General features: G+C 65.0%; 19 protein-coding genes. 6 read left to right on the top strand and 13 right to left on the bottom strand.

The window, feature by feature from the left end; translation table 11 throughout:
* Nucleotides 1-30 precede the first annotated feature (30 nt).
* From IC234_RS11080 to hutU, 4 genes are all read right to left on the bottom strand, one after another.
* Nucleotides 31-837, bottom strand: a complete 807-nt coding sequence (locus tag IC234_RS11080; protein WP_223827609.1) for an alpha/beta hydrolase — start codon at nucleotides 835-837, stop codon at nucleotides 31-33.
* Between the two features lie 316 nt (nucleotides 838-1,153).
* Nucleotides 1,154-2,392 (bottom strand): tetratricopeptide repeat protein, encoded by a 1,239-nt coding sequence (locus IC234_RS11075; RefSeq protein WP_190924461.1) that lies wholly within the window; start codon nucleotides 2,390-2,392, stop codon nucleotides 1,154-1,156.
* 169 nt (nucleotides 2,393-2,561) lie between these two features.
* Nucleotides 2,562-3,119, bottom strand: coding sequence for a hypothetical protein (locus tag IC234_RS11070; protein WP_190924459.1), 558 nt, complete (start codon nucleotides 3,117-3,119; stop codon nucleotides 2,562-2,564).
* A 205-nt stretch (nucleotides 3,120-3,324) separates the two neighbouring features.
* Entirely contained in the window at nucleotides 3,325-5,085 is a 1,761-nt protein-coding gene (hutU, locus tag IC234_RS11065; RefSeq protein WP_190924457.1) for a urocanate hydratase, read from the bottom strand.
* A gap of 144 nt (nucleotides 5,086-5,229) precedes the next feature.
* On the opposite strand from hutU, the gene IC234_RS11060 reads away from it, so the two are divergent.
* Complete coding sequence (locus tag IC234_RS11060; RefSeq protein ID WP_190924455.1) at nucleotides 5,230-5,502, top strand: hypothetical protein; 273 nt, start codon at nucleotides 5,230-5,232, stop codon at nucleotides 5,500-5,502.
* 67 nt (nucleotides 5,503-5,569) lie between these two features.
* Here IC234_RS11060 and IC234_RS11055 read toward each other — a convergent pair whose 3' ends face one another.
* Complete coding sequence (locus IC234_RS11055) at nucleotides 5,570-6,385, bottom strand: DUF4097 family beta strand repeat-containing protein (protein ID WP_190924453.1); 816 nt, start codon at nucleotides 6,383-6,385, stop codon at nucleotides 5,570-5,572.
* Between the two features lie 209 nt (nucleotides 6,386-6,594).
* On the opposite strand from IC234_RS11055, the gene IC234_RS11050 reads away from it, so the two are divergent.
* Nucleotides 6,595-7,614, top strand: a complete 1,020-nt coding sequence (locus IC234_RS11050; protein WP_190924451.1) for an MBL fold metallo-hydrolase — start codon at nucleotides 6,595-6,597, stop codon at nucleotides 7,612-7,614.
* 7 nt (nucleotides 7,615-7,621) lie between these two features.
* Here the strand turns inward: IC234_RS11050 and IC234_RS11045 are convergent, their stop codons facing one another.
* The 4 genes from IC234_RS11045 to IC234_RS11030 form a co-directional block, all read right to left on the bottom strand.
* Nucleotides 7,622-8,533 (bottom strand): arginase family protein, encoded by a 912-nt coding sequence (locus IC234_RS11045; RefSeq protein ID WP_190924449.1) that lies wholly within the window; start codon nucleotides 8,531-8,533, stop codon nucleotides 7,622-7,624.
* Between the two features lie 42 nt (nucleotides 8,534-8,575).
* Entirely contained in the window at nucleotides 8,576-9,118 is a 543-nt protein-coding gene (locus IC234_RS11040) for a hypothetical protein (RefSeq protein ID WP_190924447.1), read from the bottom strand.
* Nucleotides 9,119-9,171: 53 nt separating this feature from the next.
* Nucleotides 9,172-9,939, bottom strand: coding sequence for a hypothetical protein (locus IC234_RS11035; RefSeq protein ID WP_190924445.1), 768 nt, complete (start codon nucleotides 9,937-9,939; stop codon nucleotides 9,172-9,174).
* 73 nt (nucleotides 9,940-10,012) lie between these two features.
* Nucleotides 10,013-10,522 carry a hypothetical protein gene (locus tag IC234_RS11030; RefSeq protein ID WP_190924443.1) on the bottom strand — a complete coding sequence of 170 codons (510 nt, stop codon included), beginning with the start codon at nucleotides 10,520-10,522 and terminating at the stop codon, nucleotides 10,013-10,015.
* 196 nt (nucleotides 10,523-10,718) lie between these two features.
* On the opposite strand from IC234_RS11030, the gene IC234_RS11025 reads away from it, so the two are divergent.
* Nucleotides 10,719-11,501: a LytR/AlgR family response regulator transcription factor gene (locus tag IC234_RS11025; RefSeq protein ID WP_190924441.1), complete on the top strand. Its 783-nt coding sequence runs from the start codon at nucleotides 10,719-10,721 to the stop codon at nucleotides 11,499-11,501.
* Here the strand turns inward: IC234_RS11025 and IC234_RS11020 are convergent.
* The gene (locus IC234_RS11020) at nucleotides 11,498-13,630 is read right to left on the bottom strand and encodes a tetratricopeptide repeat protein (RefSeq protein ID WP_190924439.1); all 2,133 of its coding nucleotides are present in this window, start codon (nucleotides 13,628-13,630) and stop codon (nucleotides 11,498-11,500) included. The two genes, IC234_RS11025 and IC234_RS11020, sit on opposite strands and share 4 nt — an antisense overlap.
* Before the next feature lie 205 nt (nucleotides 13,631-13,835).
* Between IC234_RS11020 and IC234_RS11015 the strand changes: the two genes are divergently transcribed.
* The 3 genes from IC234_RS11015 (at nucleotide 13,836) to IC234_RS11005 (ending at nucleotide 16,266) form a co-directional block, all read left to right on the top strand.
* Entirely contained in the window at nucleotides 13,836-14,321 is a 486-nt protein-coding gene (locus tag IC234_RS11015) for a hypothetical protein (protein ID WP_190924437.1), read from the top strand.
* A gap of 119 nt (nucleotides 14,322-14,440) precedes the next feature.
* Complete coding sequence (locus tag IC234_RS11010) at nucleotides 14,441-15,175, top strand: YebC/PmpR family DNA-binding transcriptional regulator (RefSeq protein ID WP_190924435.1); 735 nt, start codon at nucleotides 14,441-14,443, stop codon at nucleotides 15,173-15,175.
* On the top strand, nucleotides 15,175-16,266 hold the full coding sequence (locus IC234_RS11005; protein WP_190924433.1) for an acyltransferase family protein: 1,092 nt from the start codon (nucleotides 15,175-15,177) through the stop codon (nucleotides 16,264-16,266). The genes IC234_RS11010 and IC234_RS11005 overlap by 1 nt, the downstream gene beginning before the upstream one ends.
* A gap of 35 nt (nucleotides 16,267-16,301) precedes the next feature.
* On the opposite strand, the gene IC234_RS11000 is transcribed toward IC234_RS11005, so the two are convergent.
* The 3 genes from IC234_RS11000 to ftsA form a co-directional block, all read right to left on the bottom strand.
* Nucleotides 16,302-17,501 (bottom strand): ArnT family glycosyltransferase, encoded by a 1,200-nt coding sequence (locus tag IC234_RS11000; protein ID WP_190924431.1) that lies wholly within the window; start codon nucleotides 17,499-17,501, stop codon nucleotides 16,302-16,304.
* A 76-nt stretch (nucleotides 17,502-17,577) separates the two neighbouring features.
* Nucleotides 17,578-19,083 carry a cell division protein FtsZ gene (ftsZ, locus tag IC234_RS10995; protein ID WP_190924429.1) on the bottom strand — a complete coding sequence of 502 codons (1,506 nt, stop codon included), beginning with the start codon at nucleotides 19,081-19,083 and terminating at the stop codon, nucleotides 17,578-17,580.
* A 119-nt stretch (nucleotides 19,084-19,202) separates the two neighbouring features.
* Nucleotides 19,203-20,606 carry a cell division protein FtsA gene (gene ftsA / locus IC234_RS10990; protein ID WP_190924427.1) on the bottom strand — a complete coding sequence of 468 codons (1,404 nt, stop codon included), beginning with the start codon at nucleotides 20,604-20,606 and terminating at the stop codon, nucleotides 19,203-19,205.
* Between the last annotated feature and the right edge of the window lie 54 nt (nucleotides 20,607-20,660).

Below are 20,660 nucleotides of genomic sequence, written 5' to 3'. Positions count from 1 at the left end.
GGTACCGCTTTGCAGCACCTTGGGCGGCGGCTATTGCTCCAGAAAACGCGACACGGCCGTGTTCATTTCCTGCTTTTGGGCTTCGGTGCCGCCGTCCCACATGTCGTTGTGAATGGTGTGGGCCAGCGGCACAATGGTGATGCCGTAGCGCTGCTGCTCGGCCGAGGTGGGCAGCACGCCGGGGTCGGCCACCTGGTCGGAGCTGCGCAGCGACAGCACCCGGGGCCGCCGCGCCCGCGGAAACGGCACCCGGCGGTTGTCGAGCGAAATCACGCGCTCCACCCGCTCGGGGTGCTGCTCGGCGTACAGCATCGACACGTCGCCGCCGTTGGAATGGCCGGCCAGTAGCAGGTGGCCAAAGTCGATGGCGGGGTAGCGCTTGTGCAGTTCCTGGCGCGCAAACTCGATGTTTTGCACGCCCCGGTCCCACATGGGGCGCCGCACCACGCGAATGACGCCGGTGTTGGGCATGGGCGCATCGGTGGGCAATTCGTGCTGAATGCTGGCCACCAGGTAGCCGTGCGCCACCAGGTTGCGGGCCAGAAACGAGTAGCCGGTGCAGTTGCCGCCGTAGCCGTGGCTGAAAATGGCGGCTTTGAGCTTGCCCTGAGTGGCGGGCTGGGCGGGCTGGTACACCATGACCGGCACCGCGCGCTGGCGGGCGGCGTCGTAGAGCTCGAGCCGGGTGGTGAGCAGGCTGTCGGTGGCCACGGGCGTGGCCAGGGCAGTGGCAGCGGTTTGCTGGGCGGTGGGGTTGCCGCTCATGCAGCCGGCAGCCACCAGGGCAAGGCCGGCCCACAGGCCCCAAACAGTACGGCGGGTAGAAACCAGAAGCATGAAACGGAAGCGCTAGCGCCCGGCATTGGCAGCCCGACAGCCGCTTGAAAAATGAACGAACTGGGTAAAAACGGGGCAATATACTGCCCCGGTGCAGGTAATGCCATGGGCGGCCTGCGGTGTCGAATGCTGCGCGCCGCGCGCCGGAACGGCCAGATTACTACAGGCCAGCGCAACACTCCCGGCCAGCGGTGGATGCTTTCCGCGGTTGGTAAACGTGAGGCACCCGGCCGGGGCCTAATCGTCGAGAAAAAATAGCGTCGCCGTGTTCACAGCGGGCTTTGCTGGGCGTCAGCAGGCCGGGCGACGGATGCGCCTACTGGTGGGCGCGCGCATACTCGTATAGCGCTTGCAGGTCGGGCGATTCAAACGGGTATTTATTGGTGGGGAAATACTGTTCGACCAAAGCCACCAAGGGGCCGATTTCCGGGCGCTCATTCTCGTTCAGCTTGCGGTTAAGTCTGTCCAGAATGCCGTAGCGCAAGGTTCTTACCATCATCACTTCGCTACCGCTGTTCATGTTGGCCGTGGCCACGAGCGGCAATACTTGCTTCATGCCTGCCAGATATTCCGTCAAGGACGGTTCGGGCTCGTTGCCGGCGTTCACCCGATGCACCACCAGTTGCTGCTTCAACTCGGTATTTGGCCGCAGGCCCAGCTGCTGTTCGGGCGGAAAGGCAGGGGTGAAATACACATCGCGCTTAAATCCATTGCCTTGCAGCAGGGCCAGCAGCAACACATCGGTGCGGTAGAGGTATTGGCTGTCAACGGTTGGCGCCACTTTCCAGGAAAATGGTAGCTGCGTGCGGGCATCCGGAATGGTTATCACCGTGGTTTTCCACGGCAAGTAGTCAATCGAATCCCGCAGAGTGCCCGGCAGCTTAAAGGCCACGGATGCAGCATTTTCCAGCAAGGCCGGAAACCACCTGGAGCCCAGCAGGCCAACATCGACCACCGTCACGTCGGGGCGCAGCCCGTTCATGGTTTGGAGGTACCAAAGCGGGAACGTGAACGCGTCGCCGGCCGATACCAGCAGGCCATTGGGACGGCACTGCTGCAGCAGGGCGGTGGCATTAGCCAGCACGAAGTCGCTGAAGCCGCCGCGCTTTCGGCCCTGGGCATACGCCCACCGGGCAGAATCAGGCTTCTGAATGGCGGTGTAATGCACGGCGAGTGAACTCCATTCGCTGGCTATTTTGGCATACGGGTCCAAGGCCAGCTCTTCGCCGCGGTAATGCGGCGTGAGGCGGTTAACGGTTTCAAACTCCTGGCTGGCCTTCAGGGTCAGTGGCAGCCGGGCCCGCGGCAGGGCCTCGCCGTCTTTGCAATTCAGGCGGCTGTAGGCGTAGCCCAGAAAGTAATGCGCTTCCGGGTTGGCGGGCTGCAGGCGCACCGCAGCCTCTAGGGTTTTGACGGCGGCCGCGTAGTTCTGCAGCGCAAATTCTTTTTTGAATTCGGCCTTGCCACGGGCCATCAGCTGTTGATATTGAGCGGATTGAGCGCGGCCGCTCAGTGCCCAGCACAGCAGCAGTAGCGAAGGCAGAAATCGTAACATGAATAGTCTCTTGAGTCTTTTACGCAGCAAAAACGACCTGCTATGCTTCGCGCAGCAGGCGATTTCAGGTCGTGGTTCCTGTTGATTGCGCCATGCCCGGCGTCGGTGTGGCGCCCATGCCGGAGTCGGGGGTGAGGATGCGGTGCAGGCGCTGGGCCTTTTCCGGAATTTACTCGGGCGTGGGCTCGGCCTGATTGGCGCTACGATGGATTATTTTGCGCAGCCTATAATCGAAGGTCACGGCTTGAGTGAGGCTGGGGCAGCAATGCCCGGAGCCCGGTCCAAATTCAAAATAATGGCCGTAGATTCTATTTGAGGCGATGCTGTCGACATGATAAAACCCATCCTGCGGGGGGGCCGAAGCCACCAGTTGGTCGAGCCGGAGGGTGTCGTTGAGCTGGTAGCCCGAGCCGTGCGAAAGCAACAGTACCGCTTCCTGGCTCCACATGCTGCCGTTGCCCCCGTCACACTGCTCCGGCGTGAAGGTCATCAGCCCGTCCAGCGTCCCGTCCTGGTTGAGGTCGGCGTAGGAGTACCTGATTTCTTCCGGCACCGGAAACGCATACTGCTCTTCCATGTCCTCGTCCGGGTGTTCGTCCAGCCGTTTGCGGTAGCTGGCGCAACTATCGGGCAGGGTGAACCGGCCCGCGGCTAGCTGCGCCTGCTGCCAGCGGTCGAATCGGGTGCGCAGGTCCGCCGTGCTAGCGGCAGCACGGCGGGGAGCCACCTGCGGGGAAGCGGTAGCAGTCGCGTCAGCCGCATGTTCGCCTGCCGATTCGCAGGCCAGCAGCGCCAAAGCCAGCCCGCCGAATAGAGAAAATCGGCAAGCGGAAAGAAAACGACGCATTACGTGAGCTGTTGGTCTATCATTATGCGGAAGCAGCGGCGCGGGCAGCCCGGAACCGGAAATCAGACGGCCCGCACCTTCTGGCTTAAAGGCCCGGAATCTTGGCACCGCGCTCGCGGGCCACGTCCTGGGCCAGCTCGTAGCCGGCGTCGGCGTGGCGGAAGATGCCCATGCCAGGGTCGGTGGTGAGAACGCGGCGCAGGCGCTCGGCCTTTTCGGGGGTGCCGGTGGCCACGATGACCATGCCGGAGTGGGTGCTGTTGCCGATGCCCACGCCGCCGCCGTTGTGCAGGCTCACCCAGTCGGCGCCGCTGGCGCAGTTGGCCAGGGCGTTGAGCAGGGGCCAGTCGGCCACGGCGTCGGAGCCGTCCTTCATGCCTTCGGTTTCGCGGTTGGGCGAGGCCACCGAGCCGCAGTCGAGGTGGTCGCGGCCGATGACAATGGGCGCTTTCACTTCGCCCCGCGCCACCAGGTCGTTGATGACGAGGCCGAACTTCTCGCGCTCGCCGTAGCCCAGCCAGCACACGCGGGCCGGCAGGCCGATGAAGGGCACTTTGGCCTGGGCCTTCTCAATCCAGCGGGCCAGCAGCTTGTTGTCGGGAAAGGTTTCGAGCAGGGCGCGGTCGATGCGCAGAATGTCCTGCGGGTCGCCGGAGAGGGCGGCCCAGCGGAAGGGACCTTTGCCTTCGCAAAACAGCGGGCGGATGTAGCCGGGCACGAAGCCGGGGTACAGGAAATGGCCAGCTTCGTCGCGCACGTTCAGGCCGCCTTTTTCGGCTTGGCCGCGCAGGTTGTTGCCGTAGTCTACGGCGATGGTGCCGCGCCGCTGCATCTCCAGAATGGCCTCCACGTGCTTCACGATGGACGCCAGCGCCTGGCGCTTGAACTCCTCGGGGTTGGCCGTTTTCAGGGCCAGCACCTCCCCTATCTCGCCTTCGGGAATGTAGTCCATCAGGTCGTGGGCCGAGGTTTGGTCGGTCACGATGTCGGCCTGGAAGCCCAGCTCCAGCAGGCGCGGCAGCACGGTGGCGGCGTTGCCGGTGAGGCCCACCGACCAGCCGTTGCCGTCGGCTTTGGCGCGCTCGCACAGTTCCAGGGCATGGGTAAGGTCGCGAGCCTGCTCGTCCACGTAGCCTTCGCGCACCTTCTGCTTCACCCGCTCGTCGATGGGCTCGATGACGAGGCAGACGCCGTCGTTCATGGTCACGGCCAGGGGCTGGGCGCCGCTCATGCCGCCCAGGCCGGCCGTCACGGTGATGGTGCCGCGCAGGCTGCCACCGAAATGCTGGTCGGCCATGGCGGCAAACGTCTCGTAGGTGCCCTGCAAAATGCCCTGGGTGGCAATGTAAATCCAGGAACCGGCCGTCATCTGGCCGTACATCATCAGGCCCATGCGGTCCAACTCGTCGAAGTATTCCTGGGTGCTCCAGGCGGGCACGATGTTGGAGTTGGCGATGAGCACGCGCGGGGCGTGGGGCCAGGTTTTGAGCACGCCCACGGCCTTGCCGCTTTGCACCAGCATGGTTTCGTCGGCTTCCAGCTCCTTCAGGGTTTTGACGATGGTCTGGTACTCTTTCCAGTTGCGGGCGGCGCGGCCGGCACCGCCGTACACAATCAGCTCGTCGTACACCAAGCTCACGGCGGGGTCGAGGTTGTTTTCCAACATCCGCAGGGCGGCTTCGGCTTCCCAGGTTTTGCAGCGTAGCTCGGTGCCGTGCTTGGCCTTCACGGTTTCCGTGGGCTTGAATTCGTAGAACATCGGGCGCTTGCCGTCGGGCCGGGGCGCACCGGAGGAGAGTGAAGTGGCTTCGAGGTTTAGCTCGGGGGTGGCGGTGTGGGTGGTCATGAGGGTGGGATGGTTTGGGTGGTGCGGCGAATATAGAGAAATGTAGCGTGGACTCTGCGAGTCCGTGCCGGGCTGCATGGAACGCCCGTATAATCTCCTACAACCAGGCGCGGACTCGCAGAGTCCACGCTACATTCGACAGACATGAGCACCAACTACAAACCCATCGACTGCAACTACTACGACCTGCTCGAAGCCGCCGCCACTCAGCGCCGCCGCGTCGACCTGCAGTATTTCAACGACCTGCGCCAGCTCTGCCTCGGCTCGGGCGTGATTGAAACGCTGTTCATTCGCGACAAGGTGGAGTACATGCGGCTGAAATCGGGCGAGGAAATCCGCCTCGACCACCTCATCCGCCTCGACGACCAGCCCGCGCCGGGCTACGCCGATTACCCCGATTTCAGCTGCGCCTGCTGATTACCGCCCAACGCAACAAGCCCCTCCTGCTACGGCACGAGGGGCTTGTTGCGTTGGGCAGCGGATTTTAGTCGCGGCTTTGCTCCAGGCTCACGCCGCCGTTGGTGGTCACGGCGCGCACCAGGGCGCCGCCTTTGCCGAGGTTGGTGGCCAGCTCGCGGCGCAAAAAACCCGTTCTGGTAACGGGAATATTGGCCCGGATGCTGCCCATGTTGGTGCTCGTGAATAGCTGGGCCGAGTAGTCCTGCGGCACGCTCCAGCGAATGCCGCCGTTGGTGGTTTGCACGTCAAGGCCCTTGCCTTCCCATTGCTTGCCGGTCAGGTTGATGGTGAGGCCGCCGTTCACGGTCTGGCCCGTCACCTGGCCGCCCATGTTGGCCAGCGAAACGCCGCCATTGGTGGCGTGAAACTTCACCTCCGACAGCATATTTTCGAGGTGAATGCCGCCGTTCAGGGTGTTGAGCACCAACGCCGTTTGGCGCGGCACAAATACCTCGTAGCTCACGCTGTATTGCTCGGTGGCGGCGGTGGAGCTTGCGCGCAGCGTGTTGTTGGCCGTGCCAATGCTCACGGCTTTCACGCGGCTTTGCGCTTCGGCTTCGGTGCTGGCCCAGCTCGTGACCTTGGCCCGGATGCGGACGTTGGGGCCCGACCAGCCGCGCACGGTGATGCCGCCGTTGGCCCCGCCTTCGATGGCCAGCGGCTGGCCGGCGGGCGCGCTCATGGTCAGGTCGCGGGTTTCGCAGAAGCGCTTGTTTTCGCCGTCGTGCCGGCCCCAGTTGCCTTCGTCGCACGTCATGTTGAAGGCGGGTTCGGGGGCGGTTTGGGCGGCGGCCGGCAGGGCCAGGCAAGCGAGGGCGAATGCAGAAAGAAGGATTTTCATGATGTGGAGAAAGTAAAAAAATGAAGGAGACGGTGCTGCCGGACCTGGCCCGGGCGCCTAGCCAGGTGGGCTTTGGCAACGAGTACCTGGCCCGGCGCCATTCGTTACAGCGCCCCGGCATTTTTATGTAAGCTCGGCCTTGGGCGCCTACTTTCTGCCGGGTTTGCCGTATGCTTGTTGCATTCCGTCTCATCCCAAACCGCTTTTCTATGGATACAGTAGCCGCCGGCGTCACCCAGCTGCGCATTCAGCGCTTTGTCAATGTCTACTTCGTCGAAACCGGCACCCCCGGCGAATGGGTGCTCGTCGACACCGGCCTGCCGGGCAGCGCCAAAACCATCATCGCCGCCGCCGACAAGCTTTTCTACCCCGGCACCCACCCCGAGGCCATCCTGCTCACCCACGGCCACCTCGACCACCTCGGCTCGGCCCGCGAGCTGGCCGACCACTGGAAGGTGCCTGTGGTGGCCCACCCCCTGGAGCTGCCCTACCTCACCGGCAAAGCCCAATACCCGCCGCGTGACCCCACCGTGGGCGGTTCCCTGGCCTTCATGAGCCGCTTTTTCCCTTCGCAACTGCCCAACCTGGAGGAGCGGGTGCAGGCCCTTAATACTGACGACCCGGCGGCGCCGTTCCTCATGAATTGGCGCTGGCTGCACGTACCCGGCCACGCCCCCGGCCAGCTGGCCTTCTTCCGGCCCGCCGACGGCACCCTGCTCGGGGCCGATGCCTTTGCCACCTGCCACCACGACTCGGTGCCCGCCGTGCTGCTGGGGCTGCCCAAAATCAGCCGCGCCGGCACGCCGTTCAATTACGACTGGGAGGCCGCCCGCACCTCGGTGCAAACGCTAGCCGACCTCGCGCCCAAAGCTATTGGCTGCGGCCACGGCCCGGTCATCACGGGTCCCGAAGCGGCCGCCGGCCTGCGCGCCCTAGCTGACAATTACCCCGTGCCCAGCCACGGCCGTTACGTGCACGAGCCCGCCCGCACCGACGCCAGCGGCGTGGAGCACCTCCCGCCCGCGCCCAAAGACAAGCTGCCGATGCAGGCAGCCATCATCGGCGCCGGCATGTTGGCGGCTGGGGCGGCCTGGCTGCTCACCGGCGGGCGGCGCCAGTCGCGCAAAGCCCACGCCCAGCACCGCGCTTACACCACAGCGTTGAAAAAGTCAAAAGGCTACCAGTCGCCGCCCGTTCCCCCGCTGTACCGCGGCGGCGTGGGCGACTAAGTAGCGCTTACGCCAATTGGCTGGCCACCCCGGTTAAATAGGCCGTGATGATGGTGGCGCACAAGCGGGCGGTCTGGTTGTCGCGGTCATAATGGGGGTTAAACTCCACGACCTCGAACAGCCGGACCGCCTCTTTTTGCCCGGCCAGGAAGGCCGCTTCCACCGCCTGGCGGGGCGTAAACCCATCGGCGCTGGGTGCCGACACGGCCGGCGCATACGCCTCGGCGCAGCCATCAATGTCAAAACTCACGAAGGCCGGCCCGCCAGCGGCCGCGCGGCTCAGGGCCCGGCCGGCGTAGAGCGCCATCCCGTCCTGCTGCACGTGGGCCAGCGGCACGATGTGCGCCTGCTGCCGGTGCAGAAACTCGATGTCCTCGCGGGTGTTGAGGTTGGAATGCAGGCCGATTTCCGTGAACCGCTCGCCCGGCACGAAGCCCTCGCGCAGCAGCTTGCCGAAGGGCGTGCCGCTGCTGATGAGGCCGGGCTTGTCTTTCACGTCGGCGTGGGCGTCGAAGTTGATGCCGCCCACGGGCTGCCCGCCGCTGGCATCCGCCAGCCCGCGTACCGTGGAGTAGGTGCCGTCGTGCGAGCCGCCCAGCACCAGCACGCGCGGGTATTGCCGCAGCAGCGCGGCCAACTGCGTACGAATTTCGGCGTGGTTGGCGGCGTGGTCGGCGTGGCGCAGCGCAAGGTTGCCGGCGTCGGCAATGCGCAGGGCGTCGAGGCTGACGTTGTGCTCCAGGTTGTAGGTCTTGTGGTAGCGGCGCAGCTCGCGGCGCATGGCGTCGGGGGCGCCGGCGGCACCCGCCCGGCCGCCTTCCAGCACAGTCCCAAAATCGAGGGGCAAGCCCACGAGGCACACGTCGGCGTCGGGCAGCTCGGCGGCGGGGCGAATGAGTTCGCGAAGAAAAACAGGCATACGCAGGGCGCTTAATTTTCCTCAAAGGAAAGCCCCGGCGCCTCAGTTGCCCATTTTCACGGTGCCGTCGTCGTTGAAGGTGCGCTTCACCGTTTCGGAACCCGCCACCACCAGCCCGAATACTTCGCGCCCGCCGTCGGCCTCCTGGTTCAGCACCATGGTCAGGGCCAGGGCGGGCTCGCTGTAGTCGAACGTGCCGCCGTAGGTTACGGCCTTGCCCTTGGAATCGGTGTACGTGAATTCAATGTTCTTGCCCTTCAGGGTGTAGCGCCCCACTTCGTCGAAATGGTTGGTGCCATAGGGCCCCGGGAATTTGAGCTTTTTCTCGTAGCGGCCCGTGGGGCCCAGCGTGAGCGTGCCGCCCACGCCGCGCGTGTTGGTGGGCTTTGGGCTGTACTTGGGCGCGTAAATCAGGTACACCGTGTAGGTGTAGGTGGTGTAAAACTTGGTGGGTAGGGCGCCGGGCGGGGGCGGCACGGCCGGGCGGCGGGCGGCGGGCACGTTTTTCGGGGGCGTTTTGGCCTGCGCAAAAGCTAGGGCAGCAGTAGCGCACAGCAGTGCGGTAGTCAGGAGTTTCCGATACATGCGGCGAAAATACATCGGGCTGAAAGGCATTTAAAAGCGAACCTGCCGGGGCCTCACAGCCGCTTGTAGGCCACGTTGTTGAAGTAAAAGCGCGTCACCTGTCCCGTTTTTTCGTTTTTCTCAATGGGGTAAGCCACGCCGCTGCTGGTGCGGCCCGCGGCGTCGGTGAGGGTCAGCGTCCAGCCGCTGAGGCTCCAGCGGCCGGCGCTGCCGCCACTGCTACCGGCCGAGTACGTGCTGGCCCCGGCCTCATTGCGCCCGCCGAAGCTGCTGGCGCTGCCGCCGCTGTAGGTGCCATTGGCCCGGAAAGTCAGGCTACTCACTGCCGCCGCGCTGCCGCTGCTCGTGCTGATGGAGTTGCCGCCCTCAAATGCCCCCACCAGTTGGCTGGCACTCGCAAAAGGCCGCCCGGCCAGAAAAATGCCCATGTTCCAGGCAAAGGTTTCGGACTGGGGCTCCACGTCGGCGCTTTCGGTCTGGCCGTTGGCCCAGCGCACGCTGAGCTTGCGCCCTGCCACCGTGTAGCTGCCCCGGGAGGCAGCCGGCACGGCCGCCAGCTGGGCCGCCGAAAACCCCGCCGGGTCCACGTACACCTGCCCATTGGGGGCAAAGTAGTACGTCGACTTTTCCAGCGAATGGGTAGCAATCCAATACCTCGTCATGAAAAACAAGCCCACAGGACGCCCGCCTTTCACGGAACCGGCCAGCGGCTGGGTGGCAGCGGCCGGGACCGAGGCAGCAGGGTGAGCCCCGAGCAGGAGCGCCACGCCCGAAGCGCCTGCCAGGGCCGCGGCCGCGGCGAATAAACGCAGTCTTTTCATCGGAATGGAGCAAAAAGTGAGAGATTGCCTGGGAAGTAAGGCTTAGCGGTGAAGACGGAAACGGGTCGGGCGGCTATTCAATCTCCACGTCGGTGGCCACGTTGGCCTGCATCTCATAGCCCGGCGGAATGGTGGCGTCTTTGCCTTTTTTCAGCAAAAACAGCGGGCTCAGGGCCACGGCCAGCCCGATGGTGGCACCCTTGGTGTCGGACCCGGCCGAGCCCACGGCGTTGCTGCTCAGGGGCACCATCTGGCCGTCCACGGCTTGCACCACGCTGGGCTTGATGCTCAGGCTGCCTTCTTTGCCCATGCCCTTGCGGTGCTCGGCATTCACCACCTGGGCGCTGCCGGCGGCACCGGCTTTGATGAGGGTGCGGCCCTTGATGATGACGTCGTATTTCACCCGCAGCGACACCGACTGGCCCATCTGGGCGTCTTTGGAAGAAAGCGGACTCGTGGTTTCGAGCACCACCAGGGTGCCGGTTTTGAGCAGTGCGGGCTTGGGCGCCTCGGCCCGGCTCGCCAAAGCCAGCATCAACAGCGCCGGCATTGCCGTTTTAAAACGCGTAAAGGAAGTAACCATGGGAGGAAGTAAAATGGTGGTGGAATGTGCTGGCTGTCTATTTTTAGCCCTTTTTTGAGCCGAAAACTAGCTACGCCCTACCTTGCGCCGCCAACAAAGTCGAGCAAGTGCGCCGAGAAGTCGACAGACGTGCGCCCCCGTAGATGAAACCCGCCCGCCGCCGGGCAAGCCCTTTCCGGACCGTTTATTTCTTTCCATGCTCCCCGCTCCGCTCCCGCCCTTTAGCTGCCTGGTTCTCGACGATGACCCGCTGGTAAGCGACCTGGCGAGCAGCTTCGTGGCGCGCATTCCGGCCCTCGCGCTGGCCGGGCAGTACGCCGATGCCCTCCTGGCGTTCGAGCACCTCGCCCGCGAGCCCGTCGACATTCTCGTCACCGACATTGAGTTGCCGGAGCTCAACGGCTTGGAACTGGTGCGGGCCCTGCGGCAGCCCCCGCAGGTCATTTTCATGACCTCCCACCCCGAGTACGCCCTGCCCACCTACGACCTCGACGCCGTCGACTTTCTGGTGAAGCCCTTGCGCTTCGAGCGGTTTCTGCGGGCCATCGACAAGGCGCTGCTGCACTTGCGGGCCCGGGCTGCCGAAGCCGCCAGCCGACACGCCACCGCAAGCCCCGCCCCCGTCGACGAAAACGACACGTTTTTCATTCGCACCGAACTGCAGTTTGTGAAGCTGCGCTACGCCGACGTGGCCTACGTGGAAGCCATGCGCGACTTCAGCAAAGTGCACCTCCTCGATGGCACCGTGCACATCACCTTGGTCAGCCTCAAGCATATGGAAGGCCAGCTGCCGCCTCAGCTATTTGTGCGCACCCACCGTTCATTCCTGGTAAACGCAGGTAAAATCGACGCCGTTACGGGGCAGGAAGTGCGCGTGGGCCGCGTGGAGGTGCCGCTGGGCCTCACCTTTCGGGATGCGGTGCTGGCGCAGGTGGTGCAGCAGCGCCTGCTGAGCCGCCACCCCCACAAGCCCGCTTAACCAACGGCTTCCGACGTGGCCACCGACGCGGCCACGGGCAGGCTCAGGGTAAACGTGGTGCCCTGGCCGGGGCCGGCGCTGGCCACCCACAGCCGGCCGCCGTTGCGCGCCAGCACGTCGCGGCTCAGCAGCAGGCCCAGGCCGGTGCTGCGGGCCTGGCCGCCCTCGCCGGCGCGGCGCGGCAGGCTTTCGGGGCGCAGCTCCTGCCAGGGCGTGGGCTCGGGCAAGCCGCGGCCGGTATCGGCCACGGCCAGCTGCCAGGCGGCGCCCTCGCGCCGGGCCGATACCTCCACCGTGCCCCCCGCCGGCGTGAACTTGATGGCGTTGGCCAGCAGGTTGCGCAGCACCAGGCGCGCGGCGGCGGGGTCGGCCCAGGCGTGCTCGTCGCCCGCGAGGTGGTGCACCACGCTCACCTGGGCCGCCTCGGCAGCCGCGGCCAGCAAGCCGATGTTTTCTTCCACCAAGGCGGCCAGGTCCAGGGGTTCGGGGCGGGGCGGGCCGGCGGCCCGCATTTGCAGCGCGGCCCAGTTCAGCAGGTTTTCCAGCAGTGCCAGGGTATGGTCGAGGGTGCGGGTGAGGCGCTGGGTGTACTGGGCCAGCTTATCGGGCGGCAGCGGGGGGCCGGCCAACAGCTCCACAAAGGCGTGGAGCGAGTGCAGCGGCCCGCGCAGGTCGTGCCCAATGATGGAAAACAACCGGTCTTTGGTCGCGTTCAGCTCGGTGAGCTCGGCCCGCTGCGCCTCAATTTGCTGGTTTTTGCGGCCCAACAGGCGGTTGAGGCGCCACAGGGCCAGCCCCGCGGCGGCCACCACGCCCAGGCCCAGCCCCAGGCCCCAGAGCTGGCGCTGCTGGGCCTGCAGGCGCTGCTGCTGGGCCTCGCCGGTGCGGGCCAGACCTTGGGCCCGCTCGCGCTCCTGGCTGAGCTGGAAATCGCCCTGCAGCCGCCCCATCTCTTCGGCCTTGGACTGCGAAAACACGGTATCGTGCGCGGCCTGGGCCAGTTCGGTGTACTGCAGCGCCTGGCGGTAGTCGCCGCGGCGCTTGAGCAGGCCGGCCAGCAGCGCCCCGCTCGATTCCTGCACGCTCCAATCCTGAACGGACGTGGCCAGGGCCAGGGCGCGGCGGGCCTGGGCTTCGGCCTCTGCCGCGTGGCCGAGCTTGCTGTGCAACTGCCCCAGCGCCACGAGCGTAGCGGCCAGGGTGCCCACGTCGCCGGAATTTTCCAGCAACGCGCGTGCCCGTTCCAGCGTGGCTTGCGCGGCGGGCAGGCGCCGCTGGTCGGTGAGCAGTTGGGCGTAGTCGCTCAGCACCACGCCCAGCTGGGCCCGCTCGCCGGCCTGCTCCGACACGGCAATGGCTTGCTGATAGAAGGGCTCGGCCTGCTTGAACTCGCCCAGCTGCTGATGCGCAGCGGCCAGGTTGGTCAGGCAGTCGGCCAGCGCGCCCTGGTCGGGCCGGTGGCGCACCAACGGCAGGGCCTGCTCGAAATAATGCAGGGCTTGCCGCGCGTCGTTGTGCCGAAAATACACATTGCCCAGGTTGGTGAGGCAGTTGGCCTGCAGGGCGCTGTCGCCCAGTTGCTGGGTTTGGCGCAGGGCCGGCAGCAGCATGGCCAGCGCCCGCGGGAAGTCGCCGCGGCTGCTGTAAATAATGCCCAGGCCGTTGCGGGTCCGGGCCTCGTCGCGCACGGCGCCGCGTGCGTGGTACAGCCGCAGGGCTTCTTCGCAGGCGCGCAGGGCGCCGGGGTAGTCGTCCTGCTCGTTGGCGACCTGGCCCAGGGTCAGGAGCACGTCGGCCAGGCCGGGCTGGCCGGAAGTGCGCCGGGCCAAGGCCACGGCTTGGGTCAGGTAGGCGCGAGCTTCGGCAAAGCTGCCGTGCACCAGCTCGGCTTTGCCCAGCACGCGCAGGCTTTCTACTTCGCCGGCCGCGAAATGGCCGCGGCGGGCTAGGTCGCGGGCTTGCTGCAGCAGCGGCTGGGCGGCCTCGTTCTGGCCGGCGCGCAGCAGGTCCTGGCTTTGGCGCAACAGGTCGCGCACCCGGGTGGTGTCGGACGCGGCGGGCGGCCCCGCGGCCAGCAGCGCCAGCCCGCTGGCCAGCGTGGCCGCCGCTTTCGCCAGCCGCTTGTTCAAAGGGTTTCGCCGGTTTGTCGGGGGTAAACTGTTTTCCATGCTTCCGCAATTACTTATGCCCTTGCCAATTCCGGTAAATAAAAGAAGCGGCACCGCTTTTGCCAAATGCGGCCGCCGGGCGTTCCTCAGCGCCCGGGTTTTACTTTCGTTCTCATTCATTTCCGCCCCGGGCTTGATTTGCCCGCGGGCGGCTCTGTTCCAACTTATGCGAATTCTTCTCAGCGTTGCGGGCTTTTTGTGGTTGCTGGCGCCCACGGCGCAGGCCCAAACCCTGGCGGCGCCTCCCACTTTCTACTCCACGTATACCTACACGGCCTACACCGTGTACGACACCACTAGCGCCGGCCCGCCCACCCGCGTGAGCGGCGTGGGCGGCACCCTCACCCTGCGGGCCGATGGCACCTACGAGAAGCACCTGAGCATTGTGGCCTCGGGCAGCCCGCACTATTTCAACCAGACCGGCACCTTTGCGCTCGCCGGCGACAGCATTCGCTTCGCGTTTTCCGACATGAAGGGGGCCGACGTGCAACGCGGCACCTTTCGCTTTGTGCCAGCCACCCGCCAGCTCAGCATCACCATCCTGGGCTACCCCGCCGGCAACCGCGGCGTGTACGACCTGGTGGCCACTCCTGCGAAAGCCCCCGGCAAGGCCCCCAAGCCCCGGGCCAAAGCCCCGGCCCGGCGTAAATAGCCGCGCATTTGGCGTCCCCCGCCCGTTCTGGCTAACTTGCGGCCCGTTTCGCCGAATCTGCCCCTGGGGCGCTTCGCCGCAGCGGTTCACAGCTCACTGTTAACTGAAAACTGACCCCTATGGGACGCGCGTTTGAATTTCGCAAAGGCCGCAAAATGAAGCGGTGGGACCGGATGTCGAAAGACTTCACCCGCATTGGCAAAGAAATCGTGATGGCCGTGAAAGAATCCGGCCCCAACCCCGACACCAACGCCCGCCTGCGCACCGCCATGCAGAACGCCAAAGGCGTGAACATGCCCAAGGACCGCGTGGAGGCCGCCATCAAGCGCGCCACCGGCAAGGACGAAAAAGACTACCAGGAAGTGGTGTACGAGGGCTATGGCCCGCACGGCGTGGCCATTGTGGTGGAAACCGCTACCGACAACCCCACCCGCACCGTGAGCAATGTGCGCCTGTATTTCAACCGCAACAACGGCGCCCTGGGCACGGCCGGCTCTTCCGATTACACCTTCACCCGCAAGGGCGTGTTCAAGCTCGACGCCGCCGGCCTCGACCGCGACGAGCTGGAGCTGGAGCTCATTGATTTCGGCGCCGAAGACGTGTACGAAACCACCGAGGAGGACGAGCACGGCGCCGAGCACAAGTACATCGTGGTAGAGTCGGCTTTCACCGATTTCGGCCAGCTGCAGAAAGCCCTCGAAGCCAAAGGGCTGAACGTGGTGAGCGCCAACCTGCAGCGCGTGCCCAATGCCACCGTGACCCTCACCGACGAGCAAGCCGAAGAAGTGCTTGCCCTCATCGAAAAGTTTGAGGAAGACGAGGACGTGCAGGCCGTGTACCACACCATGGGCTAGTGGCCACGGCATCGGTGGGCGCGGGCCCGCACCCGTTGGCCTACCGCCCCGGCCTGGATGCGGTGCGGGCCGTGGGCATCCTGCTGGTCATTCTGGGGCACTGGACGCACCCGCGGTTCCCCATCAGCAACATGGGCAGCATGACCTTTTTCGTGCTGAGCGGCTACTTCATTTCCGGCATCATCTGGAAGCAGAAGGTGTACGTGGGCGCGCCCGGCGGCTGGCCGCGCCGGCTGGGCGTTTTCTATTTGCGCCGGATTACGCGCACGCTGCCCCCCTACTACGTGTCGCTCATTGTGGGCGCGGCCCTGCCCCTGGCCACCCTGCACGAGTACCCGCTGTGGTTCATCGTGCCGGTTTCCAACCAGTTGTTTTACCACCTGCAGCACTGGGGCGAGGGCGTGGGCCACTACTGGACCATGGCCGTGGATGAGCAGTTTTACCTACTATGGCCGGTGGCCCTGGCTGTGCTGCCCAAGCGCCTGCGCTGGCTAAGCCTGGTGCTGCTGAGCGGATTGGCGTTTCGCTACGTGTGGGGCTACTGGGTACATCCGGGCGCGTCTTTGGTCTTGGCCCTGATGCCGTCCTGCCTCGACATGTTTGCGGCCGGGGCCATGCTGCGCCACGCCGAGCAGCAGCCCTGGGTGCGGCGCCTGGCGCATTTTCGGTGGGTGGTAGTGGGCTGGCTGGCCTGGGCGGCGCTGTGGCTGGTGCTGTACGTGAATGAAGCCCACGAAATGTGGAACCTCGTGTACCCCACTGCCGGCTGCTTGCCGGCTGCTCTCACCCTCAATTGGGCCCTGCACCAGCCCACCCGCCCACCCTCTGAAAACCGGGGCCTGGAACTACTCCGCTGGGTAGGCCAGCGCAGCTACGGCATTTATCTGTACCACCTCATGCTGCCGGTTTTTTATCAACGGGCCGTGTATAAGCTGTTTCCCGGGGCTGAGGCGCGCCACTTTTGGCTAGGGCCGCTGCCCACCGTTGTGTTTCTGTTGCCGCTGGTTTTCGTGCTGGCGTGGGCATCGTGGGTGTGGCTGGAAGCACCGCTCAACCGGTGGAAAAACAAGCTGGAATACGAGCGCACATAAGTACCGGGGCACTCACGCAGCACCCCAAAATGCCGTTAAGGCTGCCTGGGCGCGAATACCTCCACCGTCTCGGGTAATCGTAGCACCAGCACGTTGTGCCCCACCCGCACGGCCGAATACGCCAGCCAGGCCGCCACTACCCCGCGCTGAGCCCATGTTGCCCAGGGTTTCTCGGTCCTGGGCCACGCCGCCAGGGCCAGCAGCAGCACCGGGCCACTGAGCACCGCGGCATAGCGCTCGGCATCATACAGCCCGGTAGCGCCGCGCGTCATGTTCACGGCTAGCAGCAGCCCCAGCACATACACCAGCGCGGTCACCCAAAGCAGCCGCAAACCGGCGGTGCTTTTCTCAGGTGTTGCCGACTTTTTGATGGCGCCCAGCCAAAGTCCGGCCAGCCATGCCGGCAGCACCACGGCAAACAGCCCGGCTGCTACCGTGCGCCAACTGGCCGGCAACGGCAAAAACCACCGCAGCAACACAAAGCCATAGTCAGAAAAAGAGCCCCACAGCTTCGCCAGGGTCCCAAAGCCACGGTCCGGCCGCGTGCCGGCCACCCGCTCCGCGTAGTAGTTCCAGGCCACTCCCCCCGCTGCCGATGCAACCCCATGCAGCAACAGCCGCCGCCACCGCCGCCGCCCCGGATATAGGAGCGCCCCAACTCCCACCCCGGCCAGCAACGCCATGCCCGCCGTGCGCTGTAGCGGGATGAGAAAAGCCGCCCCCGTAGCTAGTGCCAGCCAACCAGGCCGGTCGGTTCGGCACCAGTGTAGCAAGGCATACACATAAGCCGCCAGCAGCAGCGCAAACACCGTTTCCGACCACACAAAGGCCGCCGGCACCATCATGGCCGTGCTCAGCGCCAGGGCCCACGGCAGCACCAACGCCCGCTTGGCCGGCAGCAGCATCCGGCCCACAAGTGCCCACAGCCACAGGTTTCCCACCAACGCCAGGCCGTGCAGGCAGCGCGTGGCCCAGGTGCTTTCACCCAGTGCCAGGAGCATGGGATACAGCGGCCCCCAGTAGCGGTACAGGCTGCCATCGGGGTGCAGCAGGCGCCCGCTTTGCGCCCAGCTGCGGGCGGCCGCTATGTAGTAAATCGAGTCGCTGGTGGTATGCAACCCGTTGGCCGTCATCAACCAGAACAGCGCCAGCAGTACAACCGCCGCGCCCGTCAGGCTCAGGCGGAAGGCCTTATCAGGCGAGCCAGGGCCGGCAATTTCCTTCTCAGTTTGCACGCAACTCACATAAAGGCAGCTACAAAAAAGCCGTCGCAGCGGGGCTACGACGGCTTTTTTCCAAAGAAATCAGTGCTTAGTCGACGTTGTCGTGCAGGAAGCGGTTGTCGCCCAGCAGCTCATTGTCGTCCGACAGGTTGAAGCGCGAGATATTTTGCGCCGAGCTGGGCTCCACGTTTTCCAGCTTCACCTGCCGACGCAGGTAGGCGGGCGTGTCGTATTGGCTCACCGCCTCGGGGGGCAGGCCGTTGCTCAGCTCCTGCAGGCGCCGCCGACGCTCCAGGGCTTGGGCATCCATGGCCGGCCGTGGGCGGGCAGCCCCTGCCGCAGCGGCCTCGGGGGCCGGGGCGGGTGCGTTCGAGGTCAGCACCGGCTCACCGGGCGCGGTGGCCGGAATACCCGCCAGCGGCGGTGCCGTGTGGGCCGAAGGGCCGTTCAAATCGAAGGTCACACGGGCCGGCTCGGGTGTACCAAAGCTGGGCACGAACGGCGCCGCAGTCGGATTGGAAACCGGCGCAGCCGGAGCTTCGGCCCGGGGCGCTTCGGCCACCGGCGCGGCAGCCACCGGCTCGGAGGCAGCCGCACCGCCCATGGCCGGCGTGGTGATGGAATGCGCGTCGCGGGCAAAACCCGTGGCAATCACCGTCACGCGAATGCTCTGGCCCAGCGACTCGTCGATGCCGTGACCGAAAATCATTTCCGCGTCCTGGCCGGCTTTCTCCTGGATGTACTCGGTGATTTCGGTCAGCTCGTCCATCTCCAGCTCGTGCTCAGCGCCCGACATGATGGAAAGCAGAATGCGCTGCGCCCCGTGGATGTCGGTGTTGTTGAGCAGCGGCGAGTTTAGGGCTTCCTCGGCGGCGCGACGGGCGCGGTTTTCACCTTCGGTCACGCTGCTGCCCATTACGGCGGCGCCGCTGTCCTTCATCACCGTTTTCACGTCTTCAAAGTCCACGTTCACGTCGGCCGTCACCGTGATGATTTCGGCAATGGACTTGGCGGCCGTGGTCAGCACCGTATCGGCTTTGGCGAAGGCGGCGCCCATGGTCAGGTTGCCGTAAATCTGCGGCAGCTTGTCGTTGAGAATCACCAGCACCGTGTCGCAGTGCTCGCTCAGGGCTTTGATGCCTTCCTCGGCCTGCTGGCGCTTTTTCTTGCCCTCAAACATGAAAGGCGCCGTTACGATGCCCACGGTGAGAATGCCCAGCTCCTGCGCTACCTGCGCAATCACCGGGGCCGCGCCCGTGCCCGTGCCACCGCCCATGCCGGCCGTGATGAAGAGCATCTTGGTGCCCTGGTTGAGCAGGTCGCGGATTTGCTCCTTGCTCTCGATGGCGGCCTGGCGGCCCCGCTCCGGCTTGGCACCGGCGCCGAGGCCCTCGGTCAGGTCAACGCCAATCTGAAGCTTGTTGGGCACCGTGGAGCTTTGCAGCGCCTGGTGGTCGGTATTGCAGATAATGAACTCCACGTCCTTGATGCCCTGCTTGTGCATGTGCTTCACGGCATTGGAGCCCCCGCCGCCAACTCCAATCACCTTAATGATGGACTTATTCTGGGCTGGAATGTCGAATTTGTAATTCATGATAAGTATGTCATGTTGAGCGAAGCGAAACAACTTGTCGCGCCCGCGCCGCAAGGGTTAGTAACTCTGACAAACGCAGCCGTGATAAGATGCTCCGTTCCTCAGCATGACAGTCGGATTTAGTAGGATTTATCGTCGTAATCGTCAATCAGCAGCCCTTTGGTGCGGGTGATGATGTCTTTGAAGAAGCGGCTGGCCGCACCGGGCTCCTTTTGCTTTACCGGCTGAGGGGCCGGGGCGGGAGCGGCAGGCGTAGCGGCGCGCGTTTCCACCGGCGCCGGCGCGGGCGCGGCCACCGGCTGCGGAGCGTAATACGCGGGCGCGGCGGGCAGCTCTTCGTGGTCGTAAGGCGTGCGCGACAGGTTGCGCTCGTCGAGCGAGTGGTAGCCCGACAGCACCAGGCCTACCGTGGTGGCGTACATCGGCGACTTCACGGCCTCGATGCGGCTCTTGCCGAGGTGCTGGTTGGGGTAGCCAATGCGGGTGTCCAGCCCGGTGATGTACTCGGTGAGCTGCTCCAGGTTCTGGAGCTGCGAACCGCCGCCCGTCAGCACGATGCCGGCCGACAGCTTGTCGTGCAGGCCCATGCGGTAGATTTCGGCATACACCAGCTCCATGATTTCCGACATGCGGGCCTCGATGATGTACGCCAGGTTTTTCAGCGACACTTCCTTGGGCGGACGGTTCGGCAGGCCGGGGATGCTTACGATTTCGTAGTCGCTGGCTTCCTGGGCAATGGCTTTGCCGAACTTCACCTTCAACTGCTCGGCCTGGCCGGGGGCCACGTTGCAGCCGGCTTTGATGTCCTGCGTGATGATGTTGCCGCCAAACGGCAGCACCGCCGCGTGGCGGATGATGCCGTCCTTGAACACCGCGAGGTCGGTGGTGCCGCCGCCGATGTCAATCAGGGCCACGCCGGCTTCCTTCTCCTCCTCCGAGAGGATGGACATGGAGCTGGCCAGCGGTTCCAGAATCAGGTCGGCAATTTCGAGGCCGGCCTTGGTCACGCACTTGTTGATGTTGTTGATGGCCGTGCTCTGGGCGGTGATGATGTGGAAGTTGCCTTCCAGGCGCACGCCCTCGTAGCCCACGGGGTCGGCGATGCCTTCCTCGTAGTCCACTTTGTAGTCCTGCGGCATCACGTGGATGATTTGCGAGCCGGGCTGGGTCACCAGCCGGTACATGTCCTGCGTGAGGCGGTTCACGTCGTCCGGACCAATGGTATCGTGCGAGTTGCGCGTGATGCTGCCGTTGTGCTGCAGGCTCTTGATGTGCTGCCCGGCAATGCCCACGTTTACCACTCCAATGCTAATTCCGGACTGTTCCTCGGCTTGCCGAATGGCGCGTTTGATGGCGTCGACGGTCTTGTCGATGTTGAGCACGATGCCCCGCGAAACACCCTCCGACACGGCTTTGCCCATGCCCAGGATTTCGAGTTTACCGAACTCGTTTTTGCGGCCCACCAGGGCGCAGATTTTTGTGGTACCAATGTCGAGCCCGACGACGATTTTGTCTTGTTGCATAGGAGCGGTGCTGGCGAGCAATGAAAACGCGAGAGTTGTGAACGGTGGGATTGT

Source organism: Hymenobacter armeniacus (genome assembly GCF_014699055.1).
GTDB classification, from domain to species: Bacteria; Bacteroidota; Bacteroidia; order Cytophagales; family Hymenobacteraceae; genus Hymenobacter; species Hymenobacter armeniacus.
The sequence above is the reverse complement of the archived record's forward strand: the minus strand, read 5'-3'. Positions and strand labels throughout refer to the sequence as shown.